The organism is Thalassotalea sp. HSM 43, from assembly GCF_004752005.1.
In the GTDB taxonomy this organism is placed as follows: Bacteria; Pseudomonadota; Gammaproteobacteria; order Enterobacterales; family Alteromonadaceae; genus Thalassotalea_A.
Map to the genome: position 1 here is coordinate 1,393,078 of NZ_CP038493.1, position 22,392 is coordinate 1,415,469.

Annotated in this window: 15 protein-coding genes; 4 read left to right on the forward strand and 11 right to left on the reverse strand. The window is 42.8% G+C overall.

Features of this window, described 5'->3' with window-relative positions:
- Positions 1-298: 298 nt before the first annotated feature.
- From uvrA to E2K93_RS05965, 5 genes are all read right to left on the reverse strand, one after another.
- On the reverse strand, positions 299-3,121 hold the full coding sequence (gene uvrA, locus E2K93_RS05945) for an excinuclease ABC subunit UvrA (protein WP_135438215.1): 2,823 nt from the start codon (positions 3,119-3,121) through the stop codon (positions 299-301).
- A gap of 168 nt (positions 3,122-3,289) precedes the next feature.
- Positions 3,290-6,451, reverse strand: a complete 3,162-nt coding sequence (locus E2K93_RS05950; RefSeq protein WP_135438216.1) for an efflux RND transporter permease subunit — start codon at positions 6,449-6,451, stop codon at positions 3,290-3,292.
- Between the two features lie 11 nt (positions 6,452-6,462).
- Entirely contained in the window at positions 6,463-7,563 is a 1,101-nt protein-coding gene (locus tag E2K93_RS05955; protein ID WP_135438217.1) for an efflux RND transporter periplasmic adaptor subunit, read from the reverse strand.
- A gap of 290 nt (positions 7,564-7,853) precedes the next feature.
- Positions 7,854-9,905, reverse strand: a complete 2,052-nt coding sequence (locus E2K93_RS05960) for an FAD-dependent oxidoreductase (protein ID WP_135438218.1) — start codon at positions 9,903-9,905, stop codon at positions 7,854-7,856.
- Positions 9,906-10,001: 96 nt separating this feature from the next.
- Positions 10,002-11,279: a YjiH family protein gene (locus E2K93_RS05965; RefSeq protein WP_416316106.1), complete on the reverse strand. Its 1,278-nt coding sequence runs from the start codon at positions 11,277-11,279 to the stop codon at positions 10,002-10,004.
- Positions 11,280-11,497: 218 nt separating this feature from the next.
- Here E2K93_RS05965 and trmA point away from each other — a divergent pair, with 218 nt between their 5' ends.
- Entirely contained in the window at positions 11,498-12,592 is a 1,095-nt protein-coding gene (trmA, locus tag E2K93_RS05970) for a tRNA (uridine(54)-C5)-methyltransferase TrmA (protein WP_135438220.1), read from the forward strand.
- A gap of 68 nt (positions 12,593-12,660) precedes the next feature.
- Here trmA and fabR read toward each other — a convergent pair whose 3' ends face one another.
- Entirely contained in the window at positions 12,661-13,299 is a 639-nt protein-coding gene (fabR, locus tag E2K93_RS05975) for an HTH-type transcriptional repressor FabR (protein WP_135438221.1), read from the reverse strand.
- A 134-nt stretch (positions 13,300-13,433) separates the two neighbouring features.
- On the opposite strand from fabR, the gene E2K93_RS05980 reads away from it, so the two are divergent.
- On the forward strand, positions 13,434-14,552 hold the full coding sequence (locus E2K93_RS05980; protein ID WP_135438222.1) for an acyl-CoA desaturase: 1,119 nt from the start codon (positions 13,434-13,436) through the stop codon (positions 14,550-14,552).
- Positions 14,545-15,075 (forward strand): SixA phosphatase family protein, encoded by a 531-nt coding sequence (locus E2K93_RS05985; protein ID WP_135438223.1) that lies wholly within the window; start codon positions 14,545-14,547, stop codon positions 15,073-15,075. Before E2K93_RS05980 ends, E2K93_RS05985 begins: the two co-directional genes overlap by 8 nt.
- A gap of 7 nt (positions 15,076-15,082) precedes the next feature.
- Here E2K93_RS05985 and E2K93_RS05990 read toward each other — a convergent pair whose 3' ends face one another.
- The 5 genes from E2K93_RS05990 to E2K93_RS06010 form a co-directional block, all read right to left on the reverse strand.
- Positions 15,083-15,556, reverse strand: coding sequence for a hypothetical protein (locus E2K93_RS05990; RefSeq protein WP_135438224.1), 474 nt, complete (start codon positions 15,554-15,556; stop codon positions 15,083-15,085).
- Positions 15,557-15,665: 109 nt separating this feature from the next.
- Positions 15,666-16,481, reverse strand: coding sequence for a mechanosensitive ion channel family protein (locus E2K93_RS05995; RefSeq protein WP_135438225.1), 816 nt, complete (start codon positions 16,479-16,481; stop codon positions 15,666-15,668).
- Between the two features lie 239 nt (positions 16,482-16,720).
- Positions 16,721-17,956: a serine hydrolase domain-containing protein gene (locus E2K93_RS06000; protein WP_135438226.1), complete on the reverse strand. Its 1,236-nt coding sequence runs from the start codon at positions 17,954-17,956 to the stop codon at positions 16,721-16,723.
- A gap of 106 nt (positions 17,957-18,062) precedes the next feature.
- Positions 18,063-18,926: a PD40 domain-containing protein gene (locus E2K93_RS06005; protein WP_135438227.1), complete on the reverse strand. Its 864-nt coding sequence runs from the start codon at positions 18,924-18,926 to the stop codon at positions 18,063-18,065.
- Complete coding sequence (locus E2K93_RS06010; protein ID WP_135438228.1) at positions 18,926-19,789, reverse strand: alpha/beta hydrolase; 864 nt, start codon at positions 19,787-19,789, stop codon at positions 18,926-18,928. Before E2K93_RS06010 ends, E2K93_RS06005 begins: the two co-directional genes overlap by 1 nt.
- 277 nt (positions 19,790-20,066) lie before the next feature.
- On the opposite strand from E2K93_RS06010, the gene E2K93_RS06015 reads away from it, so the two are divergent.
- Positions 20,067-22,247 (forward strand): winged helix-turn-helix domain-containing protein, encoded by a 2,181-nt coding sequence (locus tag E2K93_RS06015; RefSeq protein ID WP_135438229.1) that lies wholly within the window; start codon positions 20,067-20,069, stop codon positions 22,245-22,247.
- The last annotated feature ends 145 nt before the right edge of the window (positions 22,248-22,392 follow it).

Consider the following 22,392-nt stretch of genomic DNA (forward strand, 5'->3'; position numbering starts at 1 on the left):
ACTGAAATCAACGTTTATTGCAAGTCTAATTAATGAACAGACACCGAGAAAATTGTATGCATTTTGTTAATGGAATTAACAAATGGTTGTTTTGTGGTTTGAAAGCAGCGTTTTATAGATAAGTTAGCACCGTCATCCTTGAGGAGTGGAGCGACATCAGGGATCTCGTTCAGGTTGGAAGTGGTTGTATTAATTAACCACTTCCAACCTGAAGGAGGTCCCCGCTAAAAGCATGCGGGGATGACGTTTAACTGTTTCTGCTTATATACGACTTAAAGACGTGCTTTTCAACACGTACTTATAAAAGCGGCTTTAAGAACCGCGCGGTGTGCGACACGGTATCTTTGGCAACATCTTCCGGCGTACCGGTAACGAGAATTTCGCCACCACCGGAACCGCCTTCAGGGCCTAAATCGACAATCCAGTCCGCGGTTTTAACCACATCTAAGTTATGCTCAATGATCACAACGGTATTACCATGGTCACGCAGACGGTGTAATACCGCGAGTAACTGCTTAATGTCGTGAAAGTGTAAACCTGTCGTCGGCTCATCTAATATATATAAGGTTTTACCGGTATCACGTTTTGATAATTCCTTAGATAGCTTAACTCGTTGTGCCTCACCACCGGATAAGGTTGTTGCCGACTGCCCTAACTTAATATAAGACAAGCCAACATCCATTAGAGTTTGCAACTTACGTTTCACTGCCGGGATGGCATGAAAGAAATCAAATGCATCTTCAATGGTCATATCCAACACTTCATGGATATTCTTGCCTTTATAACGTATCTCTAATGTTTCACGGTTATAGCGCTTACCTTTACAAACATCACAAGGTACATACACATCCGGTAAAAAGTGCATTTCAACTTTAATAACACCGTCGCCCTGACACGCTTCACAACGACCACCTTTGACATTAAAGCTAAAGCGTCCTGGTTTATAACCGCGAGAACGTGCTTCTTGCGTTGCCGAAAAGATGTCACGAATATTGGTGAAAATCCCAGTATAGGTAGCTGGGTTTGATCTTGGTGTACGCCCAATCGGACTTTGGTCGATATCAATCACCTTATCTAGGTGCTCAAGACCTTCAATTGATTTATAAGGTGAAGGTTCATCTAAAGTTGCCTTGTTAAGTTCAAGGTGAGATATCTTATATAAGGTGTCGTTGATCAAGGTTGACTTACCTGAGCCCGATACACCGGTGACACAGGTCATCAATCCAACCGGAATGGTCAAGTCGACATTCTTCAGGTTATTACCCGTCGCGCCAGTTAACTTCACTACCGTATCTTTGTTAAATTTGCTGCGTTTTTTCGGTATTTCTATTTTTTCGACACCGCTTAAATATTTACCGGTAAGTGAGTGTTCACTGGCCAGTATGTCCTCAATTGGCCCTTCGGCGACAACTTCGCCGCCATGTACACCGGCTCCAGGGCCTATATCAATGACGTGATCGGCCTCTTTTATCGCATCTTCATCGTGCTCAACGACGATTACCGTATTACCTAAATCACGCAAATGCACCAAGGTGTTTAGCAAGCGCTCATTGTCTCGTTGGTGCAGACCAATAGATGGCTCATCCAATACGTACATAACACCGACTAAACCGGCACCAATTTGTGATGCCAAACGAATACGTTGCGCCTCACCACCGGATAAGGTGTCAGCGCTGCGCGATAACGTCAGATAGTTAAGGCCAACGTTGACCAAAAACCCTAAACGGTCATTGATCTCTTTTAAGATTTTTTCGGCAATCTTACCGCGCTGACCAGCCAAATTAAGACTTTGAAAAAAGTTCGCAGATTCGGCAATCGAATATTCAACGATGTCATGCAAAGGTTTGTTATCAACAAACACATTACGAGCTTCTAGGCGCAGCCTTGAGCCATGACAACTTGGACAGTCTTGGTTATTTAAGTATTTGGATAACTCTTCACGAACGGCATTTGACTCGGTTTCCCGGTAACGCCTATCCATGTTGACTAAAATCCCTTCAAAAGGATGTTTACGAACGACAATATCACCACGGTCATTCATATATTTAAATTCTATTTCAGTGCGCCCACTGCCACGTAAAATGATGTTTTGAACATCATCATCAAGTGCGGCAAATGGCGTGTTTAAATCAAAGCCAAAATGGTCCGCTAATGAGGTAAGCATTTGGAAGTAATAAAAGTTACGCTTATCCCAACCACGAATCGCACCACCAGCCAAGCTTAATTCATCATTACTGATCACCCGAGCCGGATCGAAGAACTGTTTATGGCCTAAGCCATCACAACTTTGACACGCGCCTGCTGGATTATTAAAGGAGAATAATTTCGGTTCAGGTTTTGCCATTGAATAGCCACATTGTGGGCAGGCAAAATTTGCTGAAAATAACAATTCGTCTCTTTCGGGTTCGTCCATAAAACCAATAGCTGCAATACCATCGGTAAGGGATAGCGCCGTTTCAAAAGACTCCGCTAAACGAGTTTGGATATCATCTCGCACTTTTAATCGATCGACGACCACTTCAATGGTGTGCTTTTTGTGTAGGTCAAGGGTTGGTGGATCCGAGAGATCACAGACTTCACCATCAATACGTGCTCGTATATAACCTTGCGCAGCCAAGTTATCTAATAGCTTGACGTGCTCACCTTTACGATCGACAACAACGGGAGCGAGCAACATCACTTTACTGCCCTCATCTAGCTCGAGCACTTTATCAACCATTTGACTAATGGTTTGCGCGGTTAATGGCTCAGCATGGGTTGGACAACGCGGCTCACCAACACGGGCAAACAACAGACGCAAGTAATCGTAAATCTCGGTAATGGTACCAACCGTCGAACGAGGGTTATGGGACGTTGATTTTTGTTCAATGGAAATGGCCGGTGATAAACCTTCAATGTGATCGACATCCGGTTTTTCCATCAGCGACAAGAACTGGCGTGCATAAGCCGACAGTGACTCAACATAACGACGTTGGCCTTCCGCATATAAGGTATCAAACGCCAGCGACGATTTACCCGAGCCAGATAAGCCGGTTATGACAATTAACTTATCGCGAGGGATATCTAAATCAATATTTTTTAAGTTATGGGTACGCGCACCACGAACTTCAATTTGCTTCATGCCTAATCCTGAGAGACGTTGTCGAGAGAAACCAAACAACAAAAACGACAATCATAAATTATGGCATAAAAACGACGCTATTGGCACAGTTAATCACCAACAGTGAATAAATCGGCGATATAAAAAAGCGAGTCTAGTGACTCGCTTTTTTATTGCCAATCATTTGATTTAGACGTTACTTTCGCCCTTCACCAAACGTTCAGCATCCGCTTTTTCAGCTTGCTCAGTAGTCGCACCAAAGCGCTCTCGCAGACGTTGGAACATCAAATAGAACACAGGTACGAAGATACAACCGATGATGGTCGCTGATAACATACCGCCAAATACGGTTTGTCCCATAACGTTGCGAGACGCAGAACCGGCACCTGACGCAATCATCAGAGGAATAACACCTAAGATAAAGGCAAATGCTGTCATCAATACCGCACGCATACGCAGCTTAGCGGCTTCAATCGCTGAATTTAAGATGGTGAACCCGCGCTCCTCACGCAGTACTTTGGCAAATTCAACAATCAATATTGCGTTACGTGCCGCCATACCAATCATCAGTACCAAACCGATTTGGGTATAGATGTTAAGAGTACCGCCCATCATATGCACTAAGAATAACGCACCAAACAACGCCGTCGGTACACACAGCATGATGGCAAATGGGGTTAACCATGATTCATATTGCGCCACCAAGAACAAATAGGTAAACAATACCGCTAAGCCAAACAGGAAGATAATACCACCACCGGTTTTGATTTCTTGATAGGTTTGCCCAGTCCAGTCAATTTTATAACCATCTGGCAAGCTATCCGCGACTTCCTGTACCGCTTTAATGGCATCACCCGACGAATAACCAGGGGCCGCAGCCGCCATAAGTTGTGTTGAGTTATACAAGTTATAACGAGCTGACACATCAGCACCAATCGCCGGTTTGAAATCAGCAAAGCTTGCAAACCGAATTAACTCACCACGCTTATTGGTCACATATAGTGTATTCAAGTCGGTTTCATCATCACGGAATTCACCATCGGACATGATATTCACTTGATAGTTTTTACCAAACTTGGTGAAGTCATTTACGTACTTCTTACCAAACATGGTCGATAACGTTGAGTTAATCGCCGTTGGCTCAATGCCTAACTTCATTGCCCGTTGATAATCGATATCTAAATACAGCTGTGGCACATTGGCGGTATAAGTTGAGAACGCGTAAGCGATTTCTGGACGCGCCATTAATTCCATCGAAAATTTCTGTAGTACCGGCGCCAGAGACTCGGTTGAACGACCCAATGTATCTTGCAATACAATCGACAAACCAGAGGCATTACCCATCCCCGGAATCGCTGGTGTGGTTAACGCCAAACCTTTAATTTCTCGGTTGTTAGCAAGTACGCCTCGCGTCTGCATCAATATTGATTGAATGGATAGTTCTGGCTCTTTACGCTCTGACCAATCATCTAGTGAGACAATAAGCATTGCCGAGTTAGTCGCCAAAGCACCTTTTAACATAGAGAAACCTGATGCCGATACGACACGAGCAACACCTGGAATGTCTTCTATTTGGCGTGTCATTTCGTTCACTTGTTCAATGGTACGTTCCAGTGTTGATGCCTCAGGTAGGGAAACATCGACGATAAAGTTACCTTTATCTTCCTCTGGAATAAACCCTGTTGGCATGGTCTTACCTAGGTAACCGATATACGCGATGAGCACCGCAAACACTGTCATTGTTAACCAAAGACGTCGACCTAAGAAGTTCACCAGCGAGCCGTATTGATTGCGCAGACCATCAACAAACTTGTTAAACCAACCTAATGGACCTTTAGTTGCCAGTGGTTTCACTTCCATCAATATGGCACAGAGTGCCGGCGTCAATGTTAACGCGACGACAGTAGAAAGTACCGTAGAGGCAACAATCGCCACACCAAATTGAGCGTATAAAATACCCACCATGCCCGGTGCCAGAGATACCGGTACAAATACCGCCATCAATACCAGTGCCGATGCAATTAACGGCGCTGTAACTTCTTTCATCGCTTTGGATGTCGCTTCTTTCGACGGCAAATGCTCTTCATGCATTAAGCGTTCAACGTTTTCAATAACAACGATCGCCGCATCAACGACAATACCAATGGCGAGTATCAAACCGAACATAGAGATGGTATTGATATCGATACCCATGGCTTGGAATACTAAAAATGTTGCCACTAAAGAAACCGGTATAGCAATCAAAGGAATGATGGTCGCACGCCAGTTTTGTAAAAATAAGTAGGTAATAATAGCCACTAAAAATAGTGCTTCGAATAGGGTTTTATATACCTCATCCATTGATGCAGTAATAAACGTGGTCGAGTCAAAGGCAATGTCATATTCAACATCTTCAGGGAAAGATTCTGACATTTCCGCCATTTTCGCTTTGACTTCATTTGCAACCTGTATCGCATTTGCGCCAGGGCCTTGATAGGCAATTAATAGTGGAGATGGTTTATCACTCCACGAGGCTTGCGCATAATATGCCTTGCTTCCCATTTCAATACGGGCAATATCTTTTAAACGAATATCACTACCATCATCCATCACACGGACAACAATTTCTTCAAACTCTTCAACGTTTTGTAGACGACCTTTGGTTTTGATCGTGTATTGGAAGGTCGTGCCTTCAGGGTTCGGAGATTCACCAATTTTACCGGCCGAAATGGTTGCATTTTGTGCCGCTACCGCGTTGCTCACCTCGGTATGATCGATACCAAAGCCAGCCATTTTTTCATTATCAATCCATACACGCATTGAGTAATCTTTTTGACCAAGCAGCTTCAATTCACCAACACCTTGCACTCGCAATAGCTGGTCCATGATATTCAAGGTCATGTAGTTTGATAAGAATACGTCGTCGTAGGTATCGTTTGGCGAGTAGAGACTCACAGATACCAGCATAGACGGTGACGACTTTTGCACTGTAACACCAAGCTGACTGACGATACCTGGTAACTTCGGCATAGCCTTATTAACACGGTTTTGGACTAAGCTTTGTGCACGATCTGGGTCAGTACCTATGTCAAACGTAACACGACCAATATAAGTACCGTCATTGGCTGACTTGGTATCCATATAAATCATGTCTTCAACACCATTGATTTCTTGCTCTAATACAGAGGCAACGGTATCGCGAATGGTGTTGTGATCAGCACCTGGGAAATTGGCGGTAATCAAAATAGTCGGTGGTGAAACCGACGGATACAACGACACTGGCATTTTCGCTAAGGTAAGAAAACCTGCCAAGGTCATCACGATGGACAACACCATCGCGAATTTAGGTCGATTAATAAAGAACTCAATCATGATCAAGCTCCCTATTCTTCTACTGGGCTAACAGCTTGACCAACTTTGGCTTTTAAAATACCGGATACGATAACCTTTTCGCCATCCTGTAAGCCATCTTTAACGACCCAGTTCATGCCGTAACGATTGCCCATATCAACCACGCGCTTTTCAACGACATTATCTTCACCGACAACATAAACGAAACGACCTAACTGATCTTCCATAACCGCTTTTTGAGGTACATAATGCACCGTCGATTGCTTACCTGCCGTTGCCACGATAGTGACGTTTTGACCACCTAAGATCAGACCGTCAGGGTTTGGGAAAACAACACGATAAGTCACCGTACCGTCTTTTACTTCACGACCTTTAAAGTTAATCACACCGGTATGTTCGTACATAGTGCCGTCAGCTAGTTCAAGCTCTAAGGTATCAGGAACGCGTTGTTTATCTCTCAGCAATTCAGAAACATGTTCGAAATGCTCTTTTTCACCAATTTGGCTATACACTTCAATTTCACCGGTACCGACGATATCGACCACGGGACCTTGTGCAGGACCAACTAAGTCGCCAACGCTGTAGGTCATGATGCCTGTATTACCGGCAATCGGCGCAAGCACTTTAGCTTTTTTGAGTGCAAGTTCTGCAGAAACTAATGACGCATTGGCACTCGCCAAAGCGGCCGCGGCTACTTCACGATTGACCTTAACTTGTTCAGCATCAATTTTACTCATGGCATTAGAGTCTTGTAATGACTTAGACATGTCATACTTGACTTGCGCTAACGCTAGATTGGCCTCAGCCTGCTTCATAAGTGCTTTTTGGCGAAGTACTTCGGCTTCAAAAGGTGAAGCATCAATTTCAAACAGTAGTTGGTCACGCTCAACATGCTGACCTTCTTTCACGTGCACCTTTGTAATCACACCAGACACTTCAGCAACCACACTGACTTTTTCCAAAGTTGCTGTTTTACCGGCGTAACGCTCGGTAAAGGTTAAATTTTCTGGTTTGATCACTTGCACGCCAACTTCTGGGGCGGGTGCAGCTTGAGTAGCAGCTTGTTGTTGCTCACCGCAACCAGCCATTACAAATGCTATCAATGTTGAAAAACCTAATACTTTTAAACGCATTACTTTCTCCTGCGAACTCTACGTCATTTTTTAACTCGAGTAATATAACAATCACAGGGCAAGTAAAATGTTCAAATCGGTTATGCGATGTAACCCTAGGATTGTTTTAATCCTTATAACCAAAATGAATTAAAAATACGGAATTCAATATAAGAAATAAAATAACGTCTTAGAATTAAAGACAGAGAAAGACTTTATGTTTGAGTTTATGCTGAATAATAGAAATGATTTTTTAGCTTAAAATGCAAGGAGTTAGGCAACTCCTCGCATTGAACAACGGCGTCTGAGGACTAGATTTTTGCGGCTAATTCAGCGCCTTGACGGATGGCTCGTTTTGCATCAAGTTCAGCGGCAACGTCGGCACCACCAATTAAATGCGCGTTTTGATTTAGATCAACTAATTGTTCAAAAAGTGAACGGTCAGAATCTTGGCCTGCACAGATGACAACATTATTGCAATTAATGAATATTTCCTCTCCATTAACAATTATATACAAACCATTATCAGTAATTTTACGATATTCGACCCCTGGCATCATCTTAACACCTTGATTTTTAAGAGTGCTTCGATGAATCCAACCGGTTGTCTTGCCCAGCCCTGCGCCTACCTTTGTAATTTTTCGTTGCATTAGATAGATTTCGCGCTCGGCTTTAGTGTGTTCATGGTTTGGCATCAAGGCTCCGCCTTGTTGATAATCTTTATCTATGCCCCACTCTTTTAACCACTGTTCAGGTTGAGTTGTCAGTGACTCTTCCTCTGCTAGGAATTCAGCCACATCAAAGCCAATACCACCGGCACCGATAATCGCCACTTTCTGCCCTACTTTGGCGTTATTTTTAAGCACATCAACATAATTAAGGACGATGTCGTTATCAATGCCTTCTATTGGCGGCATTCTTGGTTTAATACCAGTAGCGACCACAATGTCGTCATATCCTTGATCCGTTAATGACTCAACGGTTTGTGCCGAGTTGAGGTGCAAGTTCACACCGGTCAATTCAATTTGCTTCTTGAAATAGCGTATTGTTTCGTAGAATTCTTCTTTACCAGGTATCTTTTTAGCCATATTAAACTGGCCGCCAATATCGTCTCCAGCTTCAAACAGGTCAATTTTATGACCTCGTTGAGCGGCATAAACACTAAACGCCAAACCAGCCATACCTGCACCAACGACCGCAATATGTTTTTTATTGCTGGCCTCGGCAAAGGTTAACTCGGTTTCATAACAGGCTTGCGGATTAACTAAACAGCTGGCACGTTGTTGTTTAAACACGTGATCCAAACACGCTTGATTACAACCAATACAGGTATTAATTTCGTCGGCTTTATTGGCTGCCGCTTTATTAACAAATTCGGCGTCGGCCAAAAACGGTCTTGCCATCGATACCATGTCAGACTGGCCTGATGATAAGATTTCTTCAGCAACTTCAGGAGTATTAATACGGTTGGTCGAGACTAGTGGAATGTTAACTTCGCCCATCATGCGCTCAGTAACCCAAGCAAATGCCGCTCGTGGCACACTGGTTGCGATTGTTGGTACTCGCGCTTCATGCCAGCCAATGCCGGTATTGATGATCGTCGCGCCAGCAGCCTCAACCGCTTTTGCCATGGTAATGACTTCTTCCCACGTATTACCACCTTCAACTAAATCAAGCATTGACAAACGGAAGATGATGATAAATTTTTCACCAACACGTTGACGAATCGCTTTGATAATTTCAATGGCTAAGCGCATACGGTTTTCGATGCTACCGCCCCACTTATCGGTGCGTTGGTTGGTGCGAAGACAGCTAAATTGGTTAATCAGATAACCTTCTGACCCCATCACTTCAACGCCATCATAACCGGCTTTATGGGCCAGATGTGATGACTTAGCAAAGTCGTTTATGGTTTTCCAGATTTGGCGTTCAGACAACGCCTTTGGCTTAAACGGGTTAATCGGCGCTTTGATATTGCTAGCAGATACAGAAAAAGGATGAAACCCGTAACGACCAGTATGCAATAACTGCAAACAAATTTTGCTCGGATATTTGTGCACAGCTTCGGTAACTTGGCGGTGCTTTTTGACATGCCACCATTTACTTAACTCACCACCAAATGGCGCGACGCGGCCGCGAAAGTTAGGGCTGATACCGCCGGTGACTATTAGACCAACACCGCCTTTGGCACGTTCTTCGTAAAACGCCGCAAGCTTAGCGAAGCCATTTCGCTCTTCTTCGAGACCCGTATGCATCGAGCCCATCAATACTCGATTGGATAATTGTGTAAATCCAAGATCAAGCGGACTTAATAGAGTTGGATACGGATTGTCGGTTGAGTTGTTTTGGCTTATTGTCGTCATAATGTTACCTGAGGTCATACCACTTATTGACAGCTATTAATCCAGATAATTGCTGAAATGTAAACATCTGTTTGAATTTTTCTGATGAGGTATTGGTTAATAGACCATGTTTGCTACCAAGACGATGACCGGCAAAGTAACAATGGTGCGCAACAAGAATACAAAAAACAGGTCGATAATATTGACCGGTATTTTTGTACCAAGCAACATCGCACCAACTTCTGAAAGGTAGATCAATTGGGTAATCGACAAGGCGGCAACAACAAATCGGGTCATTTCATTTTCAACCGATGCAATTAAGATCGCCGGCAAAAACATATCGGCAAAACCAATCACCACACTTTTTGATGCGGCTGCGGCTTCAGGTACACCTAGCAGCTCTAAATAAGGTACAAATGGCATACCAAGCCAATCAAAAATAGGCGTATATTCAGCACAGACTAAAGCAATCGTGCCAACCCCCATAACCACAGGGATCACCACTAAAATCATTTCAGCGGCATTCTTTAATCCATCGGTAAGCACATCAGATAGCTTGGTAACTTGTGCTGAACGGTTCATGGCCAGCTTTAAGCCATGACTAAACACATTTTCATTGTCAGGTATTTTGCCAGCATCAGGATCGGGCAAAGTGCCATCGATAAAGGTGTTTTTCTTTAAGCTTAGCGGTGGTAAGCGTGGCACTATAATCGCAGCGACAAAGCCTGCCAAACATACCGCGCTGTAAAATGGCACAAACATATGAATCAAGCCAACTTCGGCGATGACAATCAAACTGAAAGTAATGGATACCGCAGAGAAGGTTGTGCCGACAACAGCAGCTTCGCGTTGGGTATAAACTTTTTGTTCATATTGCTTACTGGTTAGCAACACGCCCACGGTGCCGTCGCCAAGCCAGGACGTAGTACAATCGATCGCAGCTCTGCCAGGCAATTTAAATAACGGCCGCATGATTTTACTGAACAAGGTGCCGATTAATTCCAACAAACCAAAGTTAAGTAATAACGGCAAAAACATACCGGCAAAAATAAACACCGAGAATAAAATTGGCATTAAATCGTGGAGCAATAAGCCACCGGTGTTTTTATCCCATATTTGCGCAGGACCGATCTTAAAATAGACCATAACGGCGAACGCAGCGCCAAGGCAGCGAACGATCAGCCACACAGGGCTAATCACAAAAAGACCGCCGAGAAACGATTTTGCATTGACTTTTTGTGCTGAAAAAACCGAGAAGACAATACTCATAAAAGCGCTAATTATGGTGACTAAACAGACCAGCTCTATCACAGCGGAGGCGATAACACCTTGAAACCATTTTGCAAGTACCGCAACCGGAATACTGGTTTGCTCGTTGTACTCAATGGGAAACATAAATAACAAAACCCCAAGCAAAGAAGGCAGTATAAAAACCAGTAAATTACGGCTATTAATAGGATTTTGCATGGGTGCGCTATATATCGAATAGTGTTTAAAAAATATGGCACAAAATCGAAAATTCGCACGTTTTCTATTTGTTTCTTAAAATTACTGTCAAAAGCCAGTACAAGTCGCTACAATCCGCGGCAAATTTGAAAAGACGTTGATAATTCATGCTAAGTCATATTCATCCAGACAATTACCAATCACAACTTGCTGAAAAAACCTCGGCAATGCAAACGCTGTTTAATGGCTTTTCAGTACCTGACGCTGAAGTATTCCAATCAGAACCGTTGCATTACCGTTTGCGCGCAGAGTTTCGCGTTTGGCATCAGGATGAAGATCTGTACTACATCATGTTTAATCAACAAACTCGTGAAAAATTCCGCGTTGATCAATTTCCTGTCGCGTCAAAACTGATAAATGCGGCTATGCAAGAGTTGATGGACTATGTACGCGATAAGCCGTCATTGCGCCATCGATTATTTCAAGTTGATTTTCTTTCGACCTTAAGCGGTGAATTGTTGGTCAGTCTTTTGTATCACCGTCAATTGGACGATGAGTGGCTTGAAAACAGCAAGCTGTTAAAACAACAGTTAAGCAAGTTAGGGCCGGTAAACATTATAGGTCGCGCTCGAAAGCAAAAAATCCTCGTTGATAAGGACTACGTTACCGAAGTTCTCACCGTAAAAGGTAAGCAACTAAGTTATCAGCAAGTTGAAAACAGCTTTACTCAACCAAACGGTAAAGTTAATGAAAAAATGTTGGAATGGGCCATCGATGCCAGCGATACCCCAGAGGCAGATTTAGTTGAACTGTATTGTGGTAATGGTAATTTCTCTGTGGCTTTAGCGCCTTACTATAAAAAAGTTCTCGCCACCGAAATATCAAAAAGCTCGGTTAATTCGGCACAACTCAACATCGCTGCCAACAACATCGAAAACTTAGATATTATTCGTATGTCTGCTGAAGAGTTCAGTGAAGCGATGAACGGTGAACGTCAATTCAGACGCCTTGAAGGCTTTGACTTAACACAGTACAACTATGACACTGTGCTCGTCGATCCACCAAGAGCCGGCATGGACAAAGACTCATGTGAACTGGCAGCGAGATTTAACAAAATCATCTACATCTCATGTAACCCGGAAACATTACATGATAATTTGCAGATATTGACGAAAACGCACAACATTGAAAAGTTTGCGCTATTTGATCAGTTTCCATATACCCACCACATAGAGTGCGGCATAGTGTTGGTAAGAAAATAAACGCATCAAACGTTGATTGCAATTGATGATTTGAATTGAAAAACGGGGCTCATTGAGCCCCGTTTTGTTTATGATTCTGTGGAGACCTGCTCTCTTAGATCTTTACGCTGGGCTAAGTCCATCGCCCCGCGAGCAATAAACCGCAGCTGCTTTATCATTCGCTCAGCCAACTCTTCACGCTCTTCATCGTCGGCATCAAGTGCTTCAGCACCGGTACTAAAGACGATGGTTACCGCAGCATTAGCTTGTAAGTAACTTGTTTCAGCGTCCAATTTATTGGCTTTTTGCAGGTAGTCGCATAATTCCATGGTGAAATAGCGTATTTCACGATTCACCGCCGCACGAAACTCAGGTGATGTGCCAGAGCGCTCTCGCAGCAATAAACGGAACTCATTACCATTTGATTCGATAAACTCCATAAAGGTCTTTACCGATATCTGTATCACTGAACCACCCTTTTCAATGCGTTGACGAGCTTGACGCATTAATTGGCGCAAGGTCAAACCCGCTTCATCAACCAAGGTCAGCCCCAATTCATCCATATCGGTGAAATGACGATAAAAAGAAGTCGCAGCCAAGCCGGCTTCTTTAGCAACTTCTCGTAAACTTAAACTGGAAAAACTGCGCTCAGCACTTAACTGATTCAGGGCCGCTTCAATGAGCAAGCGTCGAGTCTTTTCCTTTTGTTGTGCTCTGATCCCAGACATAAAATTCTTATAAATAATCGATAACGCGACTATGTTAGCATAAAAATTTGTAATTATACTTGACCAAATTCAGCCACCATTTAAAATAGCGTACACTTGTACACTGAAATCTTAAAAGACAATAAAGTATCGTAATGAATAAGCCTCGTTTGCTTTGGCTCAATATAGCCATTTTCCTCATCACATTTTTAATTGCCGCTATTTGGGTGCCTTATCGTGCTTTCACCCACGGCTTTGACATGTTCGAAATTATTTCCGCGCTGTTATGTTTTATCTATTGCGGAATGTCGATAACTGCCGGTTACCATCGCCTATGGTCGCATCGAACGTATAAAGCCCACGCTGTTGTGCGCTTTTTTTATGCCATAGGTGGCGCTTTTGCTTTACAAAACAGTATATTGCATTGGAGTTCAGATCATCGTGTACATCACAAACACGTCGATAATAACGATGTTGACCCATACTCAGCCAAGCGCGGTTTTTGGTTTTCACACATTGGTTGGATGATCAGAGATTACAAGCCAACAACATACGATAATTACGATAACGCTCGTGATCTACAAAAAGAAAAAATCGTTATCTGGCAACACAAATATTATGTTCCGCTAGCCATAGCGACGAACTTCGGTATTCCGATTGCACTTGGTTTAATCAATGGCGATGTTGTCTCTGCGCTGTTATTGGCTGGCGTATTACGCTTGGTATTAAGCCACCACACCACATTTTTTATTAATTCGTTAGCGCATATTTGGGGTAAGCAAACCTATACCGATAAAAATACTGCCCGAGACAACGGGGTGCTGGCCTTTTTTACCTTTGGTGAGGGATACCATAATTTTCATCATATCTTTGAAAATGATTACCGCAACGGTATTCGCTGGTTCCAATTTGATCCAACTAAATGGCTAATCAAATCGTTAAATATGCTTGGTCTAGCCGACAAGCTTCGTAAGACGCCAGCAGATAAAATTGCCAAAGCCAAAGTTGCAATGCAGTTGAAGTTGAGTAAGCAAAAGCTGCTACAACAATCAAATGCCGAAGAATTAGTACAAAAACTGCAAACCGAGTATGACTTACTGGTTGAGCAAATCGCTTTGTATTACGAAGCAAAAATGAAACTGCTTAATCACAAGCGCGACCAATTAACACAAGATGTAGAAAAGTCAGCGTTAATGCGCAGTTATCAAGATATGAAATTAGAATTGATTGCTCGCAAACGACAATGGAACTTGTTGCGAGCTCAATATGCTTAGTCGCGCTGCGTTTATCGCACTGCTCACGTTTGTTATTGGTATAAGCGTCGCTTATGCCAATAACTTGGCTCAGCAAGAGCAGAGTGATGAGTTTCACATCTATCTGGTGCGTCACGCTGAAAAAAACGCAGACAAAGATGACCCTAACCTAACAGAATGCGGCCAAAAGCGGGCTCAACATATTGCCCAATTGCTAAATGAGCAAGCTATTCGTAACATCTTTTCGACCCCTTATAATCGCACTCAGCAAACTGCCGCGCCTTTAGCTGCAGAGCTAGAACTTGATGTTACTGTCTATTCACCATTAGAACTTGAGTTGTTTGCCGACAAGCTATTAACGATTAAAGGCAATACCTTAGTCGTTGGTCATAGCAACACCACACCGGTATTGGCAGGTCTTTTGGTCGATGACGATCTACAGCCATTTGCGGAAACGATTTACGATCGCTTATATAAAGTGGACGTAAAAAAAGGAAAAGCCTCATTACAAATACTGCAACAAGGCTTTTCCTGTGATCAGTAGCAAATAATTAATACAGACTTTTATCGACCGGTTTAGTGCCAGGTTCTAATAGTTCTGCCTTATAAACCTTAAACGGTTCACCCCATTGCTGCGTGGTCATCACATCTTTCATGACATGACCGTAAATTTTAACTTTCGCACCATCTTGCTGCATCGATTTGTCTAAACCGAAGGGTAGAAAACGTTCGCCATTTTCACCATGAAAGCCGTAAAACCCACCTTCAAAACTGTAATACGTTAATGTGCCAGTAAACCAAGTAGCGTTAATGTCGCCCTTACTCAATTCATCCACGGGTGGTGTTTGGTTTGGCATAACAACGTCCTGTTTAGGTTTTCTTAATGGTGCTTTCTTGGTTGCCTGCTGCTCAACACTTGCTTGAGCTTGTGCGGTTTCTTGCTCGGAGCCGGCACAAGCGACAAGTGTGGTTACACTCAAGCCCGTTACTAGCGCGCTAAAAAGCGCCTTATTTAATATCGTCATAAAGCCATCACTGTTTTATCGTTTATTATCTCTGATCTTCAGAGCCTTATTAACGCTAATAGTTCCTGAATTTGCCCCACTTGTAAAGCCAAGTAGGGCCAGATTTAGGTTATTCTGACTTATGCACATGCACATCCATTTGCGGATATGGAATATTAAGACCTTCTTGATTGAACACTTTGTAAATTTGCTCATTCATTGCGAAATACACATCCCAATAATCCGCAGCATCTACCCATGCCCGCACCGCAAAATTAACTGAACTGTCGGCCAATTCTGAAACGGCAATAAATACCTCGGGATCTTTTAAAATGCGCTCGTCGGCATCACATAATTTGCGCATAACTTGTTTTGCCTGATCAACGTCATCACCATAACCGATACCAAACGTCCAATCGACACGGCGTGTTTCTTCAGTTGAGTAATTGATCATCGACCCCGTCGCCAACGGACCATTTGGAATAATAATGGTTTTATTATCTGGCGTTTTCATGATGGTATTAAAAATCTGAATTTCAGATACTTTACCTATATAGCCTTGGGCATCAATGACATCACCTATTTCGTATGGCTTAAATATTAAAATCATCACCCCACCTGCAAAGTTTTGCAGGGTACCCGATAACGCCATACCAATGGCTAAACCAGCGGCACCTAATATGGCGATAAACGAGGTCATTTCAATACCAAGCATGCTCAATACGGTAATAACCAGCAGTACTTTTAACAAGGCTTGACACAAGCCTCTAATAAACGGCTTCAGCGATTGATCAACATCGCCCTTCTCTAGCGCTTTATTGAGCGCCAACATGATGCCCTTTATCACCCAAGAACCGACAATCCATACCAAAATGGCACCAACCAGTTTTGGTCCGTAAAGTATGATCATCTCGATTATATCGGCGGTAATTTTATCGTAATCCATCGTTTTCCCCTATATTTTGCTTACTTTAAAAATAGCTGATTTTTTCAATTAGGGGAATTACTTAGGACATTGTTGAAAGATTTTACGGCTAATGTATGAACAGGCGCGATAGAACAGGTTGGCTAATCGTTAAAATTAGCTATGGCTATGAGCAGACACTGCAATTTGTCGCCGTTAACAAACCACTTAGCGACAAACAGAACGCTTCATCCATGAAGCCGTTCATATTGTTTCAGTAATTAATTAACAAAGGCAGGTAGCACTCGGTCTGCGGTTATTTGCATCGTTTTGTCATCTCTTTCGTGGGCAGTAAACACAACAAGCAAATCAAGCTCTTCAATCATAATGATATATTGACCACCGCCACCTTGAGCAGATTGAGTGGCGTACTTTTTATTGCCAACGTTCATATCTGCTTGCCAAAAGTAATAACCGTAACCTGCATTTGAGACATTACCTGAAACAAAGAACATGTCATCAGGATAAACAATGCTGCTGGTCGCCTTTTTAATAAATGACTCCGGCACCAGTTGCTCGCCCTGCCATTTACCTTTGTTCATGATCAGAGTGCCCCACTTGACCATGTTTCGCGACGTCATACTTGAACCATATGGCCCCATCGGCAAGCCACTTACATCGTCACGCCAGTTGTAATTACTGATGCCCATCTTAGCAAGAAGCTCATTTTTGATAAAATCCTTAGCTGTGCCGGGAACCACGGCATCAAGTACTTGCATAACCAGTCTAGGATCGGCGCTTTGATAGTGAAATGATTGTGACTCTGAAGTAATACTTGGACCATGTTCAAGGTAAGTTTGTACCTGGCCTTGGCCTTTTATCTGCTGTGGATTTTTATCGTATTCGGCTAACTCCTCGCGGCTAATGCGCAGACCGGATTGCATGCTCATTGCGGTATGTAAGGTGATTTTTTCGGCCCCTTCAACAACACGTGACAGATCTAAGTCTTTGAGAAAGCTAACCAATGGTTTATCTAAATCGGCCATTGTTAAATAGCCCAATTGGATTGCTCGACCAATTGCTAAACTTACATAGGATTTGGTCGATGAGGCTTGCATATGAGGCAAATCAACACGCCCACGTAAATAATATGACTCAAAGACTAAATCCCCTTTATGGCTGATTAGTAGGCTGTCGATAAGCCCATGTTTGCTATTAGCAATCTCCTTTGCCAACGCAACAATCATGTCTTTATTACCGTTATTGACATCCAACTCACCGACACCTAACTCCCCCACGGGAATGGCATCTTTTCTGGGGCTAGGAGTTGTATCAATATAGGCATTTTCAAGATAAGGCATATCCCAGAATGAAAGCTTGGCATCGGCCTCTGACACCATTGGCGCAATAGAGCCTGCTGTATCCGTATTTTCATTGCTTTTTGCGAAAACGGCGCTGCTCATACCGCTAATAAGGGCAATCGCCAATAATCGCTGAATTTGTTTGTTAATAATCATTTAATAATCCTTGTTGAAACATGGTTTAAACGTCTTCTGCTTTGTTCTGTATCGACGTTTTGTATAATCATTTATTACCGATTTTAATCTTGTATATTGCTCGGTTTTATTTAACTTTGAGGGATTCGATAATCTGCGCATCTAGCCAGTAAATATCTATATCTCCGTTATCATCGATGACTCGATTAAAGAGAATGTACTTGCCGTCAGGGGTGACACTCGCAAAGAAGTCATCTTTGTCGGAATTTATCGCTTCGCCCATATTGATCGCCGGTCCCCAAGAGCCATCCTGTTGCCGATAACTGATATAAAGGTCAGAGCCACCGTAACCACCTTCTAGCTCACTATCCCAAATAAGGTAGCTTTCATCAGCAGCAATAAAAGGGTGGGCAGTCCATTTTCCGCCGTTTATCTGTGTACCAAGAGGCTTTGGCTCTTCACGTTTGCCATCGATTAATCGTGCATAACGCAGCACGCCATTACCGTCTTTCGTCGCTTCATCAAACACATAGGTGCCTTTAGAAGAAGCCGATAAACGCATAATATGCCAATCTTTACGGTCAATCATCGCGCCAAGGCTTTTACGTTCAGACCAGCCATCGCCGATACGTTCTTTGTAGCCTTTTGCCATATACATCAGGTTGCCGTCAGGTGAAAATACGATTTCGCCGTTTCGAGCAAACTCGATATATTTCTGCCAAATGTTGTTTTCCATTCGATAGCCGGTAACCGTGGCGCTGTCTCGATTAGAGGTGTAATAAAATTCCTTCATACCGGGTGCAAAAACCCCCTCAAGCTGCCAGCCTGATTTGGATATAATGCCCGGTGCAAAAGGCTCCGCAATGCTGCCCGGAGGCGTTTGCCCCATATAGGGGCCTTTTAAGACTGGCAATGTCTCTTGACCATAACTCTTGCTGATCAGGGCAAGTACCCACATCAATATCACAAGCACAACATAGATATGTTTCATTATTTTCCTCCTTGCGACGGTAAATTCGCTAACCAAGTGATTCCGCGCACTCCCGTCATTGGGAATGCCGATTGATGGCTACCTTCAATGACTGTGCGTTGCACCGTTAAATTCTCATGCTTGCTATGTTTTAAGGTGCTAATGAATTCCTCGGCATGGGCACCTAATTCAGTTTCCAAACTGCCATAGGTTATAAACACATTGGCACTGAGATCGTTATGATTTAATGCCGACTTGGCGCCAAGTGCGCTTAGATAGGGAACATCCCCTTTAAGATCAGGACTGCCAAGAATGTAGTTTTTAAAGGTTTGAGGTTCAGCCATTAAGATATACGCACCAAATAAGCCGCCTAATGAATAGCCAAAATAAGAACGATTGTCAGGATCGGTGCGATAGCGTTTTTCTATGGTGCTAATGACATCATTGCGAATAAAGGCTAAATGATTGCTGGCCTGTCCGAATTGGTATTTGGCCTGATGCTCTGGGTTAGTCGATTTATTTACCGAATAATCTCGTAACCTGCTGATGTGTTCCCCATGCTTCTTTAGCTCTTGATTTATATCTTTTTGCCAGGAAATGCCAACCAAAATGACATCTTCCATAATATATTCAGAAGCCGCAGATAGTAGTTCAACATGCCAAATTCCATCGGTGTAATAAATAACCGGGTAAGTCTTATCTTTATTCTCTGAGTATCCTTCTGGCAATTTAATGTACAGTTCATACTGTTTGTCAGATTGACTATCTTCGATGGCAACGACTTGGATTTTTGTTAACGTTAAATTGTTTGATTCCCCCCCATTAAGAACCAAGAAAGGCTGTAAAAACAGACCGACTACTACGAGGGCTTTGCTTATATTCATGTAATTACTCACTCATAAATCGCTGAACTGCGTGTTAGCTTCAGCGTATAGTTCAAGGTGATATGTAATTTATCGAAATGAAAAGTAAAACACTTGACGTTCAGCTGATTTTTCGATGACGGCAGGCTGATTTTTATAATTTCACTAGTTATCAGAGAGTTATTAGAGAGTTATCAGGCGGTTAAAAGTCAGGTATAGCAACAATCAGGCTTTATGCTAAGATGCTAGATCTTAAATGACTTGTGAACGCTAATTATAAAAATGGAATTGCACAGACATGACTGAACAGTATTGGGTAGGCGATTTTTTTATCGATATAACTCGAAATCAAATTACCCAGAAAACACAATCTCAGAAAATTCCACCGAAAGCGCTGGCTGTTTTAACCTGCTTAGCTAAAAATGCCAATAATGTCGTCAGCCATGATGAAATCCTTTCGCAGGTTTGGCCTGATACAGTGGTAACCCCCAATACCCTGCAAAGAAGTATCGCCCAATTAAGAAAAGCATTAGGTGAACACAGTCAGTCATATATTAAAACACATGCCAAACAAGGTTATAGCCTTGAAGTCGAAGTAAGATGGCAAGCTAAATTAGAAGACGCAGCGACAATTGACGCTGTTACTAATGATGCCCTTGCTTCTGACACAATTGACAAAGAGGTTGTTAGCACCGACCCAATCGCTAAAAACAAGGAGACTGAATCCGCAACGGTCAAGCAACCAAGCAAAAACACCCGTCTAATTGCGCCTCTGCTTGCGTTGGCTGTTTTAGCTGTCGTTGCTTTTAATGTCTTGATGCCGTCGCCATTGAACCTCGAGATTGCGGAATTTAATTCACTGACCGCAACAGACGATAAAGAATACAGCGGAATCTACACCCCAGACGGCAAATACGTGGTGTTTCAACGCTACTCAGAAAAGGTCTGTCGTAACAATAATATTTGGGCAAAAAACACCAAAACTAAGCAAGAGTTTCAACTCACTAAAAACATGGGGTCATACGGCAGTCATAGTTTTTCAAAAGATGGAAAAACCTTAGTATTCATTGATTCTAATGATTGCGATACACCGATAAACCAAAAGCAATGTTATAAGCTAATGAGTTTGGATTTTGAACGAGCCCTTAAGCAACCACAATCACCAAGCGTGTTAGTCGAGTGTAAAAACTCACGCATCGCCAGACCAAAGTGGCTGGATAACAATAACATTGCCCTAGTACAAGAGTTTTCAAATCGTTGGAAGCTAACCAGCTATTCAGTCAAAGAAAACAAAAGTAGCGTCATATATGAGCTCGAAGAAGGCAACATTGTCTACTTTGACTACTCACCTAAAGATGATCTTATTGCATTGACTCGCATCCATAGTGATGGCCAACAATATCTAGATATGCTTAAACCTGACGGTGAGCGTTTATCCAGTCATCAAATTGAATTACCTAAAGAAATACCGGGCAACCGATTTATTTATCCGAATTTTACCCCGTACCCGTCACTACTTATATTCAGCACCGGTAGACAACTGTTTACCCTGTCTTATGACGGCAAAATTTCCAATATCAGTTTGCCTCTCAATGAACCGATAAGCTCACCTATATTTCACCCTACAGAGAGCAGAATGTTGGTGATTAAGGGTCACTACGATAGTGATATCGCGATGATGCCGCTATCACAAATGACGCAGCTTGAAAGCGCTCAAAACCTCAGTCAATTAAGCAACACTTATTCAATCATGGAGCGTTCGATACAAAGAGAAGACAACGCGCAATTTCAACCCGGTGGCGAGTTGATTGCCTACCAATCGAATCGTTCGGGTCGCAATCAACTGTGGGTCACCAATAACGACAAAGCACTGCAAATATCGAACTTTCCATTAGATACGTTTATATATGAGATGGATTGGGCAGCTGATGGCAAAAGCATGCTGATTAACGCTAACAAAGAACTGACCCGCTTATATCTCGACTCACATGCCGAAACCATTGCTTTTGCTTTCCCTATTGAGAAACTGTTTCAATGGCATAGCGAAGATAACACCGCATTAGTGCTTGCACGTATTAATGGTGTATTAAAATTTGCTGAACTCGATTTGAACAACGCCGAATATAAAATAATGAATGACAAAAAAGTCACTTGGGCTGGCAAGAGTGAAGATGGCCGCTTGATATACACCGATCAAATGGAGCAATTTTGGCAGTCCGGCCCGGTTGAAGACCAACGCATTGAAGCTCTGGTTACTCAAGGTAGCGACAACAACTTCATCATCAAAGACAATGTTATTTATGGTATCAATGCAGACTTTCAACTGTGGTCTTACGCTCTTGATGATAAGACATTTAACATCATCGGCAATATGCCTGAGAAGCTAGATTATATTACCGACATCAACCAGACAGACATTTTGCTGACCATGCGCATTGCCGCTAAAAAAGAAGTGGCAGAAATCATATTGGCTAATTAATTAGCACGTCATTGCGATGAACAACGCGACTTGTATCAAGTTCGAAGTGACTTTGAAGGGCTGTTTTGTGCCATAACCTGACAGTCGCTAACGCCTCGTTAAGAGTCAAAAAATTGTTGGCTCAAATGTTGAACGGAGTGAAAAC

Bases quoted from the DNA above. Each gene is read 5' to 3' on its own strand.
- fabR (WP_135438221.1), bottom strand. From the start codon at position 13,299: ATGTCTGGGATCAGAGCACAACAAAAGGAAAAGACTCGACGCTTGCTC.
- E2K93_RS06015 (WP_135438229.1), top strand. From the start codon at position 20,067: ATGACTGAACAGTATTGGGTAGGCGATTTTTTTATCGATATAACTCGA.
- uvrA (WP_135438215.1), bottom strand. From the start codon at position 3,121: ATGAAGCAAATTGAAGTTCGTGGTGCGCGTACCCATAACTTAAAAAAT.
- E2K93_RS05965 (WP_416316106.1), bottom strand. From the start codon at position 11,279: ATGTTTCCCATTGAGTACAACGAGCAAACCAGTATTCCGGTTGCGGTA.
- trmA (WP_135438220.1), top strand. From the start codon at position 11,498: ATGCTAAGTCATATTCATCCAGACAATTACCAATCACAACTTGCTGAA.
- E2K93_RS05985 (WP_135438223.1), top strand. From the start codon at position 14,545: ATGCTTAGTCGCGCTGCGTTTATCGCACTGCTCACGTTTGTTATTGGT.
- E2K93_RS06005 (WP_135438227.1), bottom strand. From the start codon at position 18,926: ATGAAACATATCTATGTTGTGCTTGTGATATTGATGTGGGTACTTGCC.
- E2K93_RS06010 (WP_135438228.1), bottom strand. From the start codon at position 19,789: ATGAATATAAGCAAAGCCCTCGTAGTAGTCGGTCTGTTTTTACAGCCT.
- E2K93_RS05980 (WP_135438222.1), top strand. From the start codon at position 13,434: ATGAATAAGCCTCGTTTGCTTTGGCTCAATATAGCCATTTTCCTCATC.
- E2K93_RS05955 (WP_135438217.1), bottom strand. From the start codon at position 7,563: ATGCGTTTAAAAGTATTAGGTTTTTCAACATTGATAGCATTTGTAATG.
- E2K93_RS06000 (WP_135438226.1), bottom strand. From the start codon at position 17,956: ATGATTATTAACAAACAAATTCAGCGATTATTGGCGATTGCCCTTATT.
- E2K93_RS05960 (WP_135438218.1), bottom strand. From the start codon at position 9,905: ATGACGACAATAAGCCAAAACAACTCAACCGACAATCCGTATCCAACT.
- E2K93_RS05990 (WP_135438224.1), bottom strand. From the start codon at position 15,556: ATGACGATATTAAATAAGGCGCTTTTTAGCGCGCTAGTAACGGGCTTG.
- E2K93_RS05950 (WP_135438216.1), bottom strand. From the start codon at position 6,451: ATGATTGAGTTCTTTATTAATCGACCTAAATTCGCGATGGTGTTGTCC.
- E2K93_RS05995 (WP_135438225.1), bottom strand. From the start codon at position 16,481: ATGGATTACGATAAAATTACCGCCGATATAATCGAGATGATCATACTT.